General features: G+C 65.9%; 15 protein-coding genes. 6 read left to right on the forward strand and 9 right to left on the reverse strand.

Going from position 1 to position 18,068, the window contains the following annotated elements; translation table 11 throughout:
- Positions 1-51: 51 nt before the first annotated feature.
- From OSH12_RS20230 to OSH12_RS20265, 8 genes are all read right to left on the reverse strand, one after another.
- Positions 52-960 (reverse strand): SMP-30/gluconolactonase/LRE family protein, encoded by a 909-nt coding sequence (locus OSH12_RS20230; RefSeq protein ID WP_266345429.1) that lies wholly within the window; start codon positions 958-960, stop codon positions 52-54.
- A complete protein-coding gene (locus tag OSH12_RS20235; protein WP_266345430.1) occupies positions 960-2,075 on the reverse strand; it encodes a hypothetical protein in 1,116 nt (371 codons plus the stop codon). Before OSH12_RS20235 ends, OSH12_RS20230 begins: the two co-directional genes overlap by 1 nt.
- A gap of 31 nt (positions 2,076-2,106) precedes the next feature.
- On the reverse strand, positions 2,107-2,883 hold the full coding sequence (locus OSH12_RS20240; protein ID WP_266345431.1) for an SDR family NAD(P)-dependent oxidoreductase: 777 nt from the start codon (positions 2,881-2,883) through the stop codon (positions 2,107-2,109).
- Between the two features lie 2 nt (positions 2,884-2,885).
- Complete coding sequence (locus OSH12_RS20245; protein ID WP_266345432.1) at positions 2,886-3,671, reverse strand: enoyl-CoA hydratase/isomerase family protein; 786 nt, start codon at positions 3,669-3,671, stop codon at positions 2,886-2,888.
- Positions 3,672-3,674: 3 nt separating this feature from the next.
- Complete coding sequence (locus OSH12_RS20250; RefSeq protein WP_266345433.1) at positions 3,675-4,508, reverse strand: carbohydrate ABC transporter permease; 834 nt, start codon at positions 4,506-4,508, stop codon at positions 3,675-3,677.
- A complete protein-coding gene (locus OSH12_RS20255) occupies positions 4,505-5,386 on the reverse strand; it encodes a carbohydrate ABC transporter permease (protein ID WP_266345434.1) in 882 nt (293 codons plus the stop codon). The genes OSH12_RS20250 and OSH12_RS20255 overlap by 4 nt, the downstream gene beginning before the upstream one ends.
- A 191-nt stretch (positions 5,387-5,577) precedes the next feature.
- Entirely contained in the window at positions 5,578-6,795 is a 1,218-nt protein-coding gene (locus OSH12_RS20260; RefSeq protein WP_266345435.1) for an ABC transporter substrate-binding protein, read from the reverse strand.
- A gap of 45 nt (positions 6,796-6,840) precedes the next feature.
- The gene (locus OSH12_RS20265; protein WP_266345436.1) at positions 6,841-8,601 is read right to left on the reverse strand and encodes a substrate-binding domain-containing protein; all 1,761 of its coding nucleotides are present in this window, start codon (positions 8,599-8,601) and stop codon (positions 6,841-6,843) included.
- Between the two features lie 301 nt (positions 8,602-8,902).
- Here OSH12_RS20265 and OSH12_RS20270 point away from each other — a divergent pair, with 301 nt between their 5' ends.
- From OSH12_RS20270 to OSH12_RS20295, 6 genes are all read left to right on the forward strand, one after another.
- Positions 8,903-9,895 (forward strand): nucleoside hydrolase, encoded by a 993-nt coding sequence (locus OSH12_RS20270; protein WP_266345437.1) that lies wholly within the window; start codon positions 8,903-8,905, stop codon positions 9,893-9,895.
- Positions 9,896-10,905: 1,010 nt separating this feature from the next.
- Positions 10,906-11,928 (forward strand): sugar-binding transcriptional regulator, encoded by a 1,023-nt coding sequence (locus OSH12_RS20275; protein ID WP_266345438.1) that lies wholly within the window; start codon positions 10,906-10,908, stop codon positions 11,926-11,928.
- The gene (gene deoC / locus OSH12_RS20280; protein WP_266345439.1) at positions 11,918-12,934 is read left to right on the forward strand and encodes a deoxyribose-phosphate aldolase; all 1,017 of its coding nucleotides are present in this window, start codon (positions 11,918-11,920) and stop codon (positions 12,932-12,934) included. Before OSH12_RS20275 ends, deoC begins: the two co-directional genes overlap by 11 nt.
- Positions 12,935-12,945: 11 nt before the next feature.
- A complete protein-coding gene (locus OSH12_RS20285) occupies positions 12,946-15,339 on the forward strand; it encodes an aldehyde dehydrogenase family protein (protein WP_266345440.1) in 2,394 nt (797 codons plus the stop codon).
- A 154-nt stretch (positions 15,340-15,493) separates the two neighbouring features.
- Positions 15,494-15,985, forward strand: a complete 492-nt coding sequence (locus OSH12_RS20290) for a hypothetical protein (protein WP_266345441.1) — start codon at positions 15,494-15,496, stop codon at positions 15,983-15,985.
- A 19-nt stretch (positions 15,986-16,004) separates the two neighbouring features.
- On the forward strand, positions 16,005-16,886 hold the full coding sequence (locus tag OSH12_RS20295; RefSeq protein WP_266345442.1) for an N-acyl homoserine lactonase family protein: 882 nt from the start codon (positions 16,005-16,007) through the stop codon (positions 16,884-16,886).
- A gap of 219 nt (positions 16,887-17,105) precedes the next feature.
- Here the strand turns inward: OSH12_RS20295 and OSH12_RS20300 are convergent, their stop codons facing one another.
- Positions 17,106-18,041, reverse strand: a complete 936-nt coding sequence (locus tag OSH12_RS20300) for a carbohydrate kinase family protein (RefSeq protein ID WP_266345443.1) — start codon at positions 18,039-18,041, stop codon at positions 17,106-17,108.
- Positions 18,042-18,068 lie beyond the last annotated feature (27 nt).

An 18,068-nucleotide genomic window follows, 5' to 3' on the forward strand; every position in this document is an offset into this window, starting at 1 on the left:
TCCTCACACTCATCTTGGCGAGCGGCCCGCCTGGCGGACCGCCCTGGTTGTCTAGTCCTGGGTGGTCTGGGTCTGCCGCCAGAGCGGCGTGCCCGTCGTGTCCGTGTCGATCTTCGTGACGTGCCAGCGGCCGAGATTGGCCGTGAAAAGGGCCGCGCCATCGAAGGCGATATTGGTCGGATGGGCCAGCAGATGCGCCGTCGCATCCTCGATGTAGATCTCGGACGAACCACCGCCGGCCGGGATGCGCAGCACGCGCGACGGCTCGTAGCAGCCGACGAACAGCGCGCCGGAATCATCAAACGCGAGGCCATCCGGTAGACCCGGCAGATCGTCCGACCAGGTGGTCGCCTCGCCGGCCGAGCCGTCCGCCGAGATCGCGATCCGGGTGATGCGCCGGGCAAACGTCTCGCAAAGGAACAGCGCATCGCCCTCGGGGGCGAGCGCCATGCCATTGGCATGATCGAACGGCCCGCCATGCCAGATTTTTCCAGCGCCGCTTTCGAGGTCATACTGCCAGATCGACGGGCCGGGATCGCTCGGCGCCCGCGTGTCGGAGACATAGAGCCGGCCACGAGCGCGGTCGACAACCGCGTAGTTCGGCACCTCGATGCCCGGCGCGGTGAAGCGTTTGAGCGAACGGTCCGCGAGGTCGAGGCGGAATACGGCGCTAGCCCTGGAATCGCAGACGAACAGGGCCCGGTCGCCATCAAAGGCGAGGCCGAGCAGGAAGCCGCCCGTCGAGGCGACCTCCTCGATCTCGGACCCGTCCGGCGCAATCCGCAGGATCTGGCCGTTTTCGCTGCCGGCCCAGACCCAGCCGTCCGGACCAACCGCGACACCCTCGGGGTGCTGCAGGCGCGGGGCGGAAAAGTTGCCGTCGAACAGGACGGATGCGCGTTCGGCCGGCAGGACCGTTGTCCCGCCGGTTGAAAAAGCGTGATGGATGGCTCCCGACATCAGGCGCCCCGCGTCAGGAAGTTGGCGTCGTAGGGCACCGTCGCCTTGCCGCCGGCCTCGTCGGAAAGCGCTAGTTCGGATGCCCCCGCCTCGACCGACGCGACCCGGGTCCAACCTGCCGGCAGCGCGACGCCGCCGATGACGTTGCGGACTTCCACTTCGCCGGCCGGATCGAGCGTCAGCGCCGTCGGGATACCCTCTTCGGTCCACGGGTTCGGGTTGATCGACGCCTTGTGGCCAAGACCTGCATAGGTGCGACCTTCCTCGAGACCGAGCACGCCGACATGGCGGCCATTCCACGGCGCGTAATCACGGCCGCCATTCGAGAACCACATCATGGTGATCGGGTAATCGGCCGGGTTCTTCAGCGTCAGGAAGATGTCGCGCTTGTCCGGACGAACGGCGGCGGCCCAACCGAGCGAATTCTTCGGATCTTCGATCAGCGACAGGAAATCCTCATGGCTCGAACCGAACGGATAGCTGGTCAGGTCCGCCGTGCTGCCATCGGCGCGCGGCGCCTTGATCAAGTCGGTGAAGCGCGAGGGATAGGCCAGCAGCGAACGGCCCTTGGCCGGGTCGGGCTCGATTGCGGTCGCCGGCGTGGTGGCAAACAGCTTTGGCGAGAAGGACAGCCGACCGCCGGCATCGAAGCGGGTCATGCCGTGATTGGCAACGGGGATCGCGCCCTCGCCGCCAACGAAAATGTGGCGCTGATAGAGGAAGGGATGGCCGTCGCGGACGGTGAATTCCTTGATCAAGGTGGCGCCGAGAACCCGCTTGTCGAGCTCGTAGCGGGCGGTCTGGCCGCCCTCGGCATGGGGTTCGACGCCGAGCAGCGTCCAGCGCGAATTGCCGGGCCAGCCATGCGGCGGCGCGGGTTCGACGTCGCTGGCGGAAAACGGCGCGCAGAAGAAATCACCGGACAGGAAGCGGAGATTGGCGTCGAGGCTCTCGTCCTCGTAGATCGCCTTGTCCTCGACCCAGGGAGCGGTATGCAACGGCTCGATCGTGCGGCCGTCCTGCTCGGTCGCAAAGACACGCACGTGTCCGCCGCGCAGGTCGAGCGTCGCACGGACGCCCTTGGCCTCGATCGTATGAAAATCGCTCTCGTTCATTCCGCTTCCTTCCCGTGATGATTGCCGCGCGTTACTCGCCCCTGACGACCAGGCCGCCATCGACGCGCAGGATTTCTCCCGTGATGAAGGAAGCCCGATCGCTCGCCAGGAACAAGACCGCTTCGCCAACTTCCGGCGCTTCTCCAAAGCGGCCGAGCGGATGGGCGTTGTTCCAGCTCGAAATCAGGCCCTGCGGATCGGGATGGGTGGCAAAGATCTTTTCGTTGAGCGGCGTCATGATCGTGCCGGGCGCCACCGCGTTGACGCGGATGCCGTGCGGGGCGAGGTCGATCGCCGCCTGCTGGGTCAGCGAATTGATGCCGCCCTTGGCAGCCGCATAGGCGGCCCAGCCCTTGAAGCCGGCGAGCGACTGCACCGACGACATGTTGACGACGGCGCCCTTGCCGCGCTTGCGCATTTCGGGGACGCAGACGCGCATGCCGCGCCAGACGCTGGACAGGTTGGTCGAAATGACCGTGTTCCAGCTATCCTCGTCGATCTCGTCGACGACGCCGCCAATGGCGCGGGCCGCATTGTTGACGAGGATGTCGATGCCGCCAAAGGCCTTTACCGCCGCCGCCGCCATCGCTTCCATGTCGGCCATCACCGAAACGTCGGTGCGCACGAAGATCGCCTCGGCGCCGGTGGCGCGCAATTCTTCCGTCGTATTGGCGCCGGCTTCGGCGTCAAAATCGGCAACGACGATCGATGCGCCTTCCCGCGCCAGCGCTTCGGCCGAGGCGCGGCCGATGCCCATGGCAGCGCCGGTGACGACGGCAACCCGTCCCAAAAGTTCGCTTCCGCGCATCGTCATATTCCCTTGAACACCGGATCACGTTTGTCGAGGAAGGCGTCGATGCCTTCCTGGCCGTCCGCCGTGCCGTAGAGGCGGAACAGCACTTCCTGCTCGAAACCCTGCGCCACCGGCAGCGCCGCATCGGGCCCCTGCCGGATCAGCCGCTTCATCTCGGCCTGCGCCAGCGGCGCGACCTTCAGCATGGCACGGGCGCGGCCGAGCACGGTTTCCGCCAGCGCCTCGTCGGCGACGCATTCGGCCGCGAGGCCGAGCCCAAAGGCGCGCTCGCCGGTGATGCGGCGCGCCGCCAGCATCATGTCGGAAGCGATGATGCGACCGACGGCCCGGGTCAGGCGCTGCGTGCCGCCGCCGCCGGGCGACAGGCCGAGCAGCCCTTCCGGCAGGCCGAGCCGGGCGCTGGTGGCGCAAAGGATGACATCGCAGCAGAGCGCGATTTCAAAACCGCCGCCGAGCGCATAGCCACGGATCGCCGCGATGGTCGGCTTGGGGAGGGCTTCGAGCTTGTCGAAGACGCGCCGGCTTTCGAGCTGGTAGGCGATGAACGCGGCCTGGCGGTTGCCGCGATATTCGGCGATGTCGGCGCCGGCGACAAAGGCCTTTTCACCCGCGCCTGCCAGGACGACGACCCGCACGGCTGGGTCGATGGCGATCGCATCCAGATGCGCCTCGAATTGCTGCATCAGCGGCGTCGACAGCGCGTTCAGCTTGTCGGGCCGGTTGAAGGTAAGCCGGACGATGCCGGGCTCGATCTCTTCGCGGATGACGAGGGGTTCGGACATCGATCAGCCTTTCACGGCGCCGGCGGTGAGGCCGGCCACGAACTGGCGTTGCAGGAGGAAGAAGATCGCGATCACAGGTACGGAGATCAGCACCGAGCTTGCCATCAGCTCGCCGTAGCGGATGCCGTACTGGCCGATGAAATCGTTCATGCCGACGGGAAGCGTGCGCATGTCCTTGGTCGAGGTGAAGGAGAGCGCGAACAGGAACTCCTGCCAGGTGACGATCAGCACGAACACCGAGGTGGCGACGATGCCCGGCTTGCACAGCGGCAGGATGATCAGGAAGAAGATCTTGAACGGCCCGGCGCCGTCGATCGCCGCCGCCTCTTCCAGCGCCACCGGCAAGCGGGTGAGGAAGCCGCGCAGCATCCAGATCGCCACAGGCAGCGTCACCGTCACATAGGCGAGGATCAGCGAGGTGTAGGTGTTCAAGAGGTTCGCCGACTTCATCATCTTGTAGATCGGGATGATGATGGCGCTGGCCGGGAACATCTGCGCCACGATGACCAACACCATCAGCACCGAAATGGCGCGCATCTGCGTGCGGGTGAACGAATAGGCGGCGAACAGCGCCAGCGTCACGGTGATCACCACCGTCGACAGCGACACGACGACCGAATTGAAGAAATAGGTGCGGAATTCCGGCCGGAACGCCGTGACGTAGTTTTCCAGCGTCGGGTTATCCGGCCAGAGCCGGGCCGGAATGGCGAAGGGCTCGGCGGCCGGCTTCAGCGAGACCGAGACCATCCAGAAGAACGGCAGCAGGATCACGATGCAGAGGCCGAACTGCAGCAGCATCAGGCCGAAGCGGGAGGTTTTGGAGGGAGCGACGCTCATGATGCAGCCTTTCGACCCGAGCCCTGGGCCAGGAAATAGAGCGTGATCAGGAGGGCGAGGATCACGATCGAGACGACGCCGTAGCCGGCCGCCTCGCCGAAGCGGAACTGGCCGAAGCCGAGCTCGTAGATCTTGGTCGGGAAGATATGCGTCGAGTTCTGCGGCCCGCCGCGGGTCAGGACCCAGATCATGTCGAAATAGTTGAAGGTCAGGATGGTGGTCAGGATGAAGTTGATGGCGATCACCTCCTTCATCGACGGCAGCACGATGTGCCAGAGCCGGCGAACCGCGCCGGCACCGTCGATGCGGGCCGCTTCCATCTGCTCTTCCTCGACGTTCTGCAGCGCCGCCAGATAGACGATGGTGCAGAAGGGAAAGCCCTTCCAGACGGCGGCGATGACGACGGCGGCCATGGCGGTGGATGAGTCGGCAAGCCAGGCGAGGCCCTGATCGCCGAAGCCGGCGCTGATCAAGAACGAATTGATGAGGCCGAGCTGCGGGTCGTACATGAAGCGCCACAGGATGGCGGCGACGACGCCTGGCAGCACCCAGGGCAGCAGGATCAGCGACCGCATCAGGCCCTGGCCGGGAAGTTTCTGGTTGAGCAGCAGCGCGCAGAAGAAGCCGAAGACGTTCTGCAGCGCCACGACGGCCAGCGTCCAGACGCAGGAATTCCAGACGATCTGCAAGAAATCGGCGCTGCCGAAGATCTTCTGGTAGACGGCGAGGCCGACGAATTTCGGCGTCGGGTTGATGAACGAGGTCGAGTAGAAGCTCTCGATGACCGTTCCGATCATCGGATAATACATCATGACCGCGACCAGCAGGACGGCGGGCGTCACGAAGATCCAGGTGAGCCAGCGATCGCGTTTCAGCATGAGATCTAGTTCTTTTCAAAAGGGACGCCGCACGTCGTATTGGCGTCATCCCGGACGCAGCGAAGCGGAGATCCGGGATCCATGCAGCCTGAGGCGTTTCAGACCTTGATGGATCCCCGCTTTCGCGGGGATGACGGAAGAGGCCCTCACCCAACCCTCTCCCGCAGGCGGGAGAGGGCAAGGGCTTAGGTTTAGTTCAGGCCGTCGATGGCGGCGCAGGCCTTGGCGGCGGCCTCGGCGGCGTTGGCGCCGGAATAGACGTCCTGGGCGAGTGTCACCTGGATGTCGGAGACTTCGAGGTAGCGGGCCGAGAGCGGACGCGGCTGGGCGTTTTCCAGATGCGTCATGATCTTGTCGGCGCCCTTGCGGTTCGCTTCCAGGAAGGTCTTGGCCGCCTTGACGTTGGCCGGGATCAGATCGACGACCGCGCCATTGACGTCTTCACGCGTCAGGAACTGGATGAGCTTCCAAGCCGCGTCCTGGTGCGGCGACGACTTGTAGACGACGAGGTTCCAGCCGCCATAGGTGCCGACCGGGGTCTTGCCGGCGGGCGCGGTGCCGTTCTCGAAGCCCCAGTCGATCTTCGACTTCTGCAGCGTCGGCTGCTCCAGCGCCGGCCAGAACTCGACACCGAGCGAGCCGTTCAGGAACAGTTCGCGCATGTCGCCCGACGAGGCGTTGAGGATGCCCTTCGGCGCAAACGGCACCAGCGTCTGCAGGTATTCGAGCGCGCCGACCGCCTCGGGGCTGGTCAGGGCGCACTTGCCGTTCTCGTCCAGCACCTTGCCGCCATTCGAGAATATGAAGCTGTCGAGCACGGCGACGGTATCTTCGCCCTTGTGGCCGAACAGGCCGACGCCATACTTGCCCTTGGCCGGATCGGTCAGCTTTTCCGCCGCTGCCTTCAGGCCTTCGAAGGTCGAGATCGAGGCCGGGTCGATGCCGGCTTCCTTGAACAGCGCATTGTTCAGGAACGAGAACTGCCAGACGTCGACATTGAACGGCACGCCGTACAGCTTGCCGTTGTAGTTGGCCGAGTCCCAGGCGCCCTTGAAGAAGCCGTCCTTGGTCAGGCCGGCAGCCTTGGCCTGCTCGTCCAGCTCCACGATCGCGCCGGCTTCGGCGAAAGCGCCCTGCCAGATCTGGTCGACGGTCGAAATGTCAGGCGCGTTGCCGCCCTGCACGGCGGTCAGCAGGCGCTGCTGGAATTCCGGGTAGGGAATGGTCGTGACTTCGATCTTGATGCCGGGATTCTCGGCCTCGAAGCGCTTGACCGCTTCCTGCTGGTACTGGCTCAGGCCGGATTCGGTCTGCTGGTTGTCCCAGAACTTCAGCGTGATGGTCTCCTGCGCGAATGCGGCAGGCGTCAGTCCCGCGAGCATCGTCGCGGCGAGAAGCAGTTTCTTCATGGTACCCTCCCAGTTCTTCTTCAGTTTCTGTAAGTGTCCGGCCGATCAGGCCTTCCGTCTGTCCGCCACGGACCCTCCGGTCCGGGGCGCCGCCATCTCCTCCGGCTCCTCGTCGGCCAGCGTGATGCGCGTGGCCATCGAGGCAAAGGCGAGCCGATCCGCCGGCAGCGAGGCGGAATCCGTGATCAAATCGTCGATCGAGCCGAGCGCCACGATGCGGTGGCTGGCCTCGACCCCGACCAGCGAATGGTCGGCCATGACGACAACCTCGCGCGAGGCGTCGACGAAGCGCTTGGCGGCAAGCGCCAGCCGCTCGTCCGTCGCCGAGGCGCCGAAATGCGGCGAGATGCCATCGACCGACAGGAAAGCGCGATCGACCCGCATCGTCTCGAACAGCGCGCCAAGGCTGGGGCCGACCAGGCAGCGATCCTTCAGCTGATATTCGCCGCTCGTCATGATCAGCTTCAGACCCGGCCGGCCGGAAAGCCGCTCCATCACATCGACCGCGTTGGTGACGATGGTGATGTTGGCGCGGGTCATCAGTTCGTCGGCCAGAAGCGTGGAAAGGGTGCCGCTGTTGATCAGGATGGTGTCGCCATCGCGCACCAACCGGGCGGCGCTTTTCGCGATCAAGCGGCGGATCGCCGCGATCTCCCGGGCAATGCCCGATTGCGGCGCCGCGATCTTCAGCTCGAAGCCAAGCGCCTCGGCCCGCTCGCGCATGGCGCGCGCCATGTTGCGATACCAGTCATGCGCCGGATAATGCGGCACGAAGCCGATGGCGCGGCGCGGCCCGACCGAACGCACGAAGGCCGGCCGCTCGGTCGCGCCAAGGATCGACGCCTCCGCTTCGGGCGCCAGGCCCCAGCCCGCGCCGGATCTCCGATAATATTGGTCGAGCGTGTCGGGGGTGATGACGACATGCGGCGTGCGGATTTCGTCCGGCATGGCGCTGCCATGCAGGGCGCCCGCCAGCGTCTCGACCGCGCGGATGCCGACGATTTCCGGAAACAGCGCGCTCGCCGCCTTCAGTTTTCCGCGTGAAGCAAGGGCGTCGAACAAGACGCCGCCCTCGCCGCCGACGGAGAAGGCGCTGACTTCGGCGACGCCCGCCGTATCGGAGGCCTCGATTGCTGCCAGCACGGAGTGATCATTGACGCCGAAGATCACATTGATGTCGGGATAGGCGGCGAATGCATCCAGGCTTGCGCGCAAGGCAATGCGAAAACTGCCCTGCCCATCGACGCGCCAGGGGCGAACCGTGCCGCGAAACGTCTCGCCAAATCCCTTGATGAAGCCGTCGCAGCGGGCGCGGGTGTTCGGCAGCGTCTCCAGCGAGACCAGCAGCACGCGCGCCTCGTCGATCGCGCCGGACATCATGCGGCCGGCGGCGCGGCCCAGTTCGCGCCCGGCGGTGAAATTATCCGGTCCCAGATAGACGCCGCCTTCCTGCGGCGAGGATTCGGCCAGGAATGGAATATGCCGGCGCTTCGCCAGCATGCGCAGCGTATCCGCGCCGCGCCCGCCGATCGGCGGCAGCACGATGGCGTCGACGCCCTCGATCTCGTCCTGCAACGCGCTGTCGCGCGATGCCGGAGGCTCGTCCCCCTGGGCCGAGGTCGCCTGCACCAGCGCCCCGCCATGCGTGCGCTCGACCCGGCCCTCCTCGGCCAGCCGAACGATGTCGCGCCGGATGGTGACGCTGGAGACGCGGCCGATGCGCTGCGCGATTTCCAGCACGGAGACTTCCTCGCCCGCCTGGGCCAGAATCTCGATAATGCGCTGTTCGCGTTGCGATTTGATCATATTGATCGCTTTTCCTGATGTGCTGGTCATTATCCAGAACGGCTTTTAGCAAGCAAGTCTGCAAACTCGCATCAGGAATATTGATCAAGTTGATCGAAATGGACTTAAGATGCTTGCCGATCGATCGCCTTGACCATTATCTGGCAGGTCTTCGAGGGGCAGCGGAAAAGCGGCGACGAAAGCCGCGCCCCCTGTTCAGATCGGCAAATCTGTCCGATCTTGCCGGCCCCTCCGGGCGCCGATCGCCCGAGGCAGAAGAACGGGACGACTTGCCGGCCCGCCAGAACGATCAGGACCCAGAATGACAAGCCCGAGCACCGCCCCCATCAAGGTGATCTACGACACAGACCCCGGCATCGACGACGCCATGGCGCTGCTGTTCCTGGAATATGCGCCGGAGATCGACCTCGTCGGCATCACCACCGTGCTCGGCAATGCCTCGATCGACACGACGACCCACAATGCGCTCTACCTGAAGCAGTTGTTCGACATCGCCGCGCCGGTGGCGCGCGGCGCGGGCAAGCCGCTGGTCGTGCCGATGGTCGAGGAGCCGCATTTCGTGCACGGCCGGAACGGCCTCGGCGAAGTTCCTATCCCCGACACGCTGTCGGTCAAGGAACATGAACTGCCGGCGCATCGCTTCATCATCGACATGGTGCGCAAGCACCCGCACGAGATCGTCATCGTCGCCGTCGGCCGCATGACCAACCTGGCGCTGGCGCTGCGCGAAGATCCCGGCATCGCCGAGTTGGTCAAGGAAGTCGTCATCATGGGCGGCGCGTTCGGCTTCTACGGTCATTCCGGCAATGTGACGCCGGTGGCCGAAGCCAACATCATCGGCGACCCGCACGCCGCCGACGAGATGTTCGCAGCCCCGTGGCCTGTCGTCGCCGTTGGCCTCGACGTGACGCAGGAATGTGTGATGACCACCGCCTACATGGCAGAGCTGCGCGAGAAGGGCGGCAAGGCCGGCCAGTTCTTCTGGGATATCTCGCGCTTCTACGAGGACTTCTACCGCCGCGCGACTGGCATCGACGGCATCTTCGTGCACGATTCCTCGGCGGTCGCCTATCTGCTCGATCCGACCCTGTTCAAGACCCGTCCCGGCCCGATCAAGGTGGTGACCGAAGGCATCGCGATCGGCCAGACGATCCAGCAGCCGACGACCCGCTCGTTCCCACCGACGCCCTGGGACGGCTTGCCGAACCAGAAGATCTGCATCGCCGTCGACGGTCCGCGCTTCCTCGACCTCTACTTCAAGGTCATCGTCGAAGGCGCCGCCGCACGGGCGTGAGGCGTCTGGGTCGGGCGCCGGCAAGGCCCTCACCCTACCCTCTCCCGCAAGCGGGAGGGGGTTCCGGCCGGTGCTCGCCATCAATGACGACAAGCAGTCGAGATCCCCCTCTCCCGCGCCCCACACTTGGCGTCATCCTCGCGAAGGCGAGGACCCATTCCGCTGGGTTTTCGGGCGTTTCACCCGGAAAAACCTCGGCTGAATGGGTCCCGGGTCAAGCCCGGGATGACGGCGAGCGTGGACTGACGCCGGAGGTAAGATTGGGAGCAAAGTTGGGTTGGAGGTGGAGGTGAAGCTGGCGCCGGCGCCGACGAACAACTCCCTCGTCAGAACTCTCCGTTTCCCCACCCTCCCCGTCATCCCTGCGAAAGCAGGGATCCATGCAGCCGAAGGCTCCCCGTTTGAGCCCCTCGCTCCCGCCTCCTACACACGGGCGTCATCCTCGCGCAGACGAGGATCCATGCAGCCGGGTTTTGGGGCGTGCAAACCTCACCACGCTACCGCTGAATGGATCCCGGCTCGGGGGCCGGGATGACGACGAGCGTGAGCAGATGCCGGAGAGCAACTTCGGCAGCCGGACCTCTCCGTTTCCCCACCCTCCCCGTCATCCCTGCGAAAGCAGGGATCCATGCCGCCGAAGGCTCCCCGTTTGAGCCCCTCGCTCCCGCCTCCCACACCCGGCGTCATCCTCGCGCAGACAAGGATCCATGCAGCCGGGTTCTGGGGCGCGCGAACCTCCCCACGTTACCGCTGAATGGGTCCCGGATCTTCGCCCGGGATGACGGCGAGGGTGGGGTGCGGCCGGCGCTCCTCATCGTCGAAGAGGCGAGCCGCGAATGCAGCCGCGCACCCTCTCCCGCTCGCGGGAGAGGGTTGGGGTGAGGGGCTTGCACGCCTCGCATGACCCTCAGATCGAACCTTTGGCAACCACCCCCACTCCGCCTTGACTCTTCCCCAGCGACAGCCTATCCATTTCACATAAGTGATCGCGCCTCACATTTGTGAAAGCCATGCCGAGCGTCGCCACACCAGCGCCACCGACCCGTGATGAGCAGCGCGAGCACCGCATGGTGCAGGTCGCGAAGCTCTATTACGACCTCGAGCGCACCCAGAGCGAGATCGCCGAGGAAGTCGGCCTGACCCGCTGGCAGGTGAGCCGGTTGCTGCGCGATGCGCGTGAAACCGGCATCGTCCGCATCGCCATCGTGCCCCGAGCGCAACGCCTGCCGGCGCTGGAATCCCGGCTGCAGAAGGCGTTCGACTTGCGCGAGGCGATCGTCGTGCCCTCGATGGGCGATGGCGACGTGGCGCAGGACGCGGTCGCGCAGGCGGCCGGACAGTATCTGGCCAGCCTCAGCCCGCGCCCCGGCCTTATTGGCGTCTCCTGGGGCCGGACCATGGCCTCCGTGGCGCACTGGCTGGCGCCCGGCTGGAACGATGGCGTCCGGATCGTGCTGATGAACGGCGCCACCAATCTGAAATCCGCGACTCTGAAGACCAACACCGTCGCCGAACGTTTCGCCGAGGCCGGCAATGGCACGGCGACTCTGCTGCCGGTGCCCGCTATCGTCGGACGCGCCGAGACGCGCAACGTCATCGAGGAAGACCCGGTCATCGCAAGCGTGCTGACGCTGGCCGGCGAGGCCCCCGTCGCCTGCTTCGGGCTGGGCGGCATGGCGGGATCGGTGCATGTCGAATCCGGCTACCTGACCGCCGAGGACGTCGACGGCCTCGCAGCCAAGAACGCCGTCGGCGACGTGCTCGGCCGCTTCATCGACGCGGACGGCGCCATTGCCGACCCGGCTCTCGATGCCCGCACCATCGGCCTCGCGCCCGAGAGACTGCGCGACAAGACTCATTCGATCGGCGTCGCCTCCGGCAAGGCAAAGCACGCCGTCGTCCTCGCCGCCCTGAAGGCGCGTTACGTCAACGTCCTCGTCACCGACGAGGCGACCGCGCTTCATGCCTTGTCCGACTACGCCACCAACGAAAAAACCCTTTCCGAAGACCGGGAGAAAACCCATGCCGGCTGACGGCTCCACGGAGCGCAAGACTCCGTCCACATCGAATGCGCCGCCGCTATCCAACGCCCTGAAGCGCAATGACGGCACGCCGTTGCAGGTTGACTGGTTCGAAAGCGCCCAGGTCAACACCTCGGCCGCCGAACGCCGCGCCGCGACGCTTTCCACAAGGCGGACGGTGAAGAAGGAATATCAGGCGGCCTGGCTGATCAAGGCCGTGACGCTGATGGACCTGACGACGCTCGCAGGCGACGATACGCCCGCCCGCGTCCACCGGCTCTGCATGAAGGCGCGCCGGCCGTTCCGCGAGGACCTGGTCGAGGCGCTCGGGCTCCAGGCCAATCCGCCAAAAGTCGGCGCCGTCTGTGTCTATCCGACGATGGTCGCGCCCGCCGTCAAGGCGCTGGAAGGCTCGGGCATTCCCGTCGCCTCGGTCGCCACCGGCTTCCCGGCCGGCCTGACCCCTCTGAAGCAGCGGCTGGAGGAGATCCACTACGCCGTCGGCGAGGGCGCGCATGAGATCGACATCGTCATCACCCGCGCCCATGTGCTGAACGCCGACTGGCAGGCGCTCTATGACGAAGTCGCCGCCATGCGCGAGGCCTGCGGCGAGGCGCATCTGAAGGCGATCCTCGCGACCGGCGATCTGAAGACACTGCGCAATGTCTACAAGGCGTCGATGGTCGCCATGCAGGCCGGCGCCGACTTCATCAAGACCTCGACCGGCAAGGAAGACGTCAATGCGACGCTGCCGGTCAGCCTGGTGATGTGCCGCGCCATCCGCGACTACGAAGCGCTGACCGGCTTCAAGATCGGCTTCAAGCCCGCCGGCGGTCTCAAGACCGCCAAGGACGCCATGTCCTGGCTGATCCTGATGAAGGAAGAGTTGGGTAATGCCTGGCTCGAGCCGGACCTGTTCCGCATCGGCGCCAGTTCGCTGCTCGCCGACATCGAGCGGCAGATCGAGCATTTCGTCACCGGCCGCTATTCGTCCACCATCCGTCACGCGCTCGCCTGAGGAAAACGAACATGGCACTCGTCAAGGACATCCTCGTGAGCATGGATTACGGCCCCGCTCCGGAAGTGAACGAACCCGTCGTCGGCTGGCTCGACCAGCACAAGGACGGCTTCAACCATTTCATCGACGGCAAGTTCGTCGCGCCGTCGGAAGGCAAGCGCTTCCCGGTGTTCAACCCGGCCTATGAGACCGAGCTGGCGCAGGTCGCCCAGGGCAACGCCGCCGACGTCGACAAGGCCGTCAAGGCCGCGCGCAAGGCGTTCAAGTCGTGGTCGGCACTCACCGGCCATGATCGCGCCGTCTATCTCTACGCCATCGCCCGCCACATCCAGAAGCGCGAGCGCTTCCTCTCCGTGCTGGAGACGATGGACAATGGCAAGCCGATCCGCGAAACGCGCGACATCGACATTCCCCTCGTCGCCCGCCACTTCTACCACCACGCCGGCTGGGCCGAACTGATCGAGAGCGAGTTCCCCGGCGAAGGACCGGTCGGTGTCTGCGGCCAGATCATTCCGTGGAACTTCCCGCTGCTGATGCTGGCCTGGAAGATCGCCCCGGCGCTGGCCGCCGGCAACACGGTCGTGCTGAAGCCGGCCGAATACACGCCGCTGACGGCGCTTGCCTTTGCCGAGATCTGCCGCGAGGTCGGTCTGCCGGCCGGCGTCGTCAACATCGTCACCGGCGACGGCGTCACGGGTAATGCCATCGTCGAGCATCCGGACGTCGACAAGATCGCCTTCACCGGCTCGACCGAGGTCGGCCGCATCATCCGCGAGAAGACGGCGGGCTCCGGCAAGAAGCTGTCGCTGGAGCTTGGCGGCAAATCGCCCTTCATCATCTTCGAGGACGCCGACCTCGATGGCGCCGTCGAAGGTGTGGTCGATGCGATCTGGTTCAACCAGGGCCAGGTCTGCTGCGCCGGCTCCCGCCTGCTGGTGCAGGAGGGCGTCGCCGAAGCCGTCTATGCCAAGCTGCGCACCCGCATGGCCAATCTTCGCGTCGGCGATCCGCTCGACAAGTCGATCGACATGGGCGCCATCGTCGACCCGGTCCAGCTGAAGCGGATCAAGGAGCTGGTCGCCAAGGGCGAAGCCGAGGGCGCGACGCTCTTCCAGGTTAACAAAGGGTTACCAGCGAAGGGCTGTTTCTTCCCGCCGTCGCTGTTCACCAATGTCGCGCCGGCATCGACCATCGCCGAGGTCGAGATCTTCGGACCCGTGCTGGTCGGCATGACCTTCCGCACCCCCGACGAGGCGGTGGCGATCGCCAACAACAGCCGTTTCGGCCTCGCCGCTTCGGTCTGGTCGGAAAACGTCAATGTCACGCTCGACATCGCAGCCAAGCTGAAGGCCGGCGTGGTCTGGATCAACTCGACCAACATGTTCGACGCCGCCTCCGGCTTCGGCGGTTATCGCGAGAGCGGTTTTGGCCGCGAAGGCGGGCGCGAGGGCATGGCTGAATATCTGAAGCCGGTCACCGACAAGCCCTTGAAGGCAGACGAGAAAGTCGCTGCCAAGCTGTCGCCGCTGCCGGTCGCCGATGACGAGATATCGGGACTGCCGTCGATCGACCGCACGGCAAAACTCTATGTCGGCGGCAAGCAGGCTCGGCCGGATTCGGGCTATTCCTACACGGTGCTCGGTCCGAAGGGGCAGCCGATCAGCCAGGCCGGCCTCGGCAACCGCAAGGACATCCGCAACGCCGTCGAAGCGGCCGGCAAGGCCGGATCGTGGGGCGGCGCCACGGCGCATAACCGCGCGCAAGTGCTTTACTACGTTGCGGAAAATCTCTCTTCCCGCGCCAAGGAGTTTGAAGCGCGGATCGTTGCCATGACCGGTGTCTCGGCCAAGGCGGCGGCGGAAGAGGTGGCAGTCTCTATCCGGCGGACCTTCTGGTACGCGGCCCAGGCCGACAAGTTCGACGGCGCGGTGCATGCCACCAAGTCGCGGCATGTCACGCTTGCCATGAACGAAGCCTTTGGCAACATGGGCATTCTCTGCCCGGACGAGGCGCCGCTGCTCGGCTTCGTCTCGCTGGTGATGCCGGCTATCGCCATGGGCAACCGGGTCATCGTCGTGCCGTCCTCCAGCCATCCGCTGGCGGCGACCGACTTCTACCAGATCCTCGACACTTCGGATGTGCCGGCCGGCGTGGTCAACATTGTCACCGGCGAGCGCGACGCTCTCGCCAAGACGCTGGCCGAGCACGACGACGTCGCGGCACTCTGGTATTTCGGCTCCAAGGCCGGCAGCGCGCTGGTGGAAAAGGCTTCGGCCGGTAATCTGAAGCCGGTCTGGGCCAACCAGGGCATTCCGCGCCGCTGGACCGAGGCTTCCGCGCAGGGCCGCGAGTTTCTGCGTCGCGCCACCCAGGTCAAGAACATCTGGGTCCCTTACGGCGAATAGCCGTTTGCCAACAATCTCCTCCGCTTGGTCGACCTGTCTTTTCCGGGCGACTGAGCGGAGGAGACACTTTTCCGTCCGCTCTTGAGCCCGGGCCCGCGATCGACCATGCTGCGCCGCCAGCCGTGGGGGAGCCATTGGTTCGGCGGGAGAGGGCATGAGCAACCGGTTCGAATCCGAGGCGTTTCGCTGCGAGGAGCCTGGCGGACTCGACGACGCCACGCGCACCTATGTCGAGGCGGCGGGGCCCTGCTTCGAGGATTTGCGCGCCGTCACGGCGCAGCTGGGCGGCCTGCTGCTGCTCGCCGCCAGCGGTGCGCGCTCGGCCGGGCCCCATCATCCCATGCTCGCCGTCGCAGCGGATCTGTTGGAGAGCGCCCGCGATGCCACGCTTCGCCTGACGCCCCGTTCCGCCAAAACCCGCCATCATCACGACCATCTCGTCGCCACGGCCACGCGGCTGACGGAAACTCTCGCCCTCATCAGTGCCGCGCCACTTAGCCGCGAAGGCGTCACCGAACCGAAGCGGCTGCTCGACGCCGCCTGGGCCGAACTCGGCGCCGCGTCGAGGGCGCTGCCCGGTTTTGACCTGATCGATCTCACCGGGGCCTGCTGCGCGATGCACGCGCCGGGCCTCGTCACAGCCTGAAACGCGGCCGGGAGGGCCCATGTCCATCTATTCGATCTGGGTGCTGGAATACGCCTATATTCCGGAAATGCCGCTGAGCGCGCTGGTCTATGGCGAGCACAACAAGGGCACCTGCAAGCTTCCCTATGCCTACACGCTGCTGAAGAGCGACGACCACACCATCCTGATCGATTGCGGCCATGACGACGCCGCCTATGGCAAGTTCCTCGCCGATCGGTCGGGGGTGGTGAACTGGGCCTCGCCGCGCGACGTCCTGGCCGAAGTCGGGATGACGCCCGAGGATATCGACCACGTCATCATCACCCACGCCCATTTCGACCATATGGGCGGGCTGGCGCTATTCCCGAACGCGAAATTCCACATCCAGGAGACCGAGCTTTCACGCTGGATCTGGGCGATGTCGCTCGACCGGCGCTTCCGCTGGCTGATGCGCACCACCGACCCCGCCGACATCCTGCGCTGCGTCGAACTCGCCCGCGACGGCCGCCTCGTCTCGGTGAATGGCGACCGCGAGGATGTCTTTCCCGGCATCGACTTGAGGATCGCCGCCGACACGCACACGCCCGGCTCGCAATTCGTCGTCATCCGCAATGACGGAAGGCGCGCGAGCGAGGACAGTTTCGTGATCACCGGCGACCTCGTCTACCGGATGGAGAACCTGCATGGCGGCGAACCGGCGGACCCGTTCTACCGGCCGGTCGGCATGGGCATCGGCAGCCAGACCAACATGGTGTTCGCGCTCGACGCCATCGTGCAGGCAGCCGGCGGCGACCTCGGCCGGGTCGTCCCGCCGCACGAGGCGCGCCTGCCGGAAATGTTCCCGTCGCGTCGGAGCGAGGGGGGCCTGCAGGTGATCGAAGTCGCGCTGGCGGATGGAGCTACGAGTTTTGTGAGGCGGTAGGTTGTTCAGGCAGGCGGCATGCGCCCCTGCTGACAGAGCTACTCCCAGCCCACCCCTCCGCCGTCATCCCGGGCTTGACCCGGGATCCATGCAGCCGGGGCATGGGGAGGTTCTGGCGGCGAGGAAAATAGCTGAATGGATCCTCGCCTCCACGAGGATGACGCCGCGTTTGAGGCGACACCGTGCTTCACCCCAGCCGAAATCCGGCTCGGCTACTCCCTACACCTCACCCCAGACGCGCGGGAGCGGGTCGCCGGCCGTGGGGCGGCCGCCGAGGACGGTCGTTGCCCGGGCGCCGGCTTCGACGCCGCGATGCAGGCAGGCATCGATGCCCTTGCCGGCAAGATGGGCCGCCAGGAAGCCAGCGAGAAACGCGTCGCCCGCCCCCGTCGTGTCGGCGACCTCGACCTTGGGCGCGGGTGCCTTGAGGCGGACGGAAAGATTGGCCGCTTCGGCCCCTTCGGCGCCGCGCTTGATCACGGCGAGGTCATAACGCGCCGTCAGGAAACGGATCTGCTCGGCCGTGTTGCGCGTGCCGGTGAGACACAAGGCTTCCTCGGCATTCGGGAAGATGATCGAGGCGTCGCTGGTCCAGCCGAGGAAATTCGAAGGGCCGACCTCTTCAAGAAAGCCGACCGAGGCGGGATCGACGGTCACCGTGATGCCGCGCGCCCGCGCCACCGCCATCAGCGCCATCACGGCCGCCCGCGGCCCCGGCGTAAACAGCGAATAGCCGGAGACATGCACGAGATCTATCTGGTTCAGCATCGAAAAGGGCAGATCCTCGGCCGAAAGCCCGTCATTGGCGCCGCGATCGGTCAGGAAGCTGCGTTCGCCATCCTCCGAAAGAATGACGATCAGCATGCCGGTCGTGCGCTCGTCATCGGCGGAGAGCACCGGAACAACGCCGGCATCCCGCAGCGCCTGCTCCTGCTCGGCCAGATCGCGACGGCCGACCCGGCCGGCAAAGGCGACGGGAATGCCGAAATGCGCCAGCCAGGCCGCCTGGTTGCAGCCCGAGCCGCCCGGATACAGGCCGATCTTGGCGCGCCGGTCGGAGCCCACGACCAGCGGCCCGTCCGGTCGCACAATGACATCGGTCATGACATCGCCGACGACGAGCATGCGGGGACGGGGCGGAGCGGAGGCAGTCATGGCGAAACTCGAATCGGACAGGAGGTT

This window comes from Kaistia terrae, assembly GCF_026344005.1.
In the GTDB taxonomy this organism is placed as follows: Bacteria; Pseudomonadota; Alphaproteobacteria; order Rhizobiales; family Kaistiaceae; genus Kaistia; species Kaistia terrae.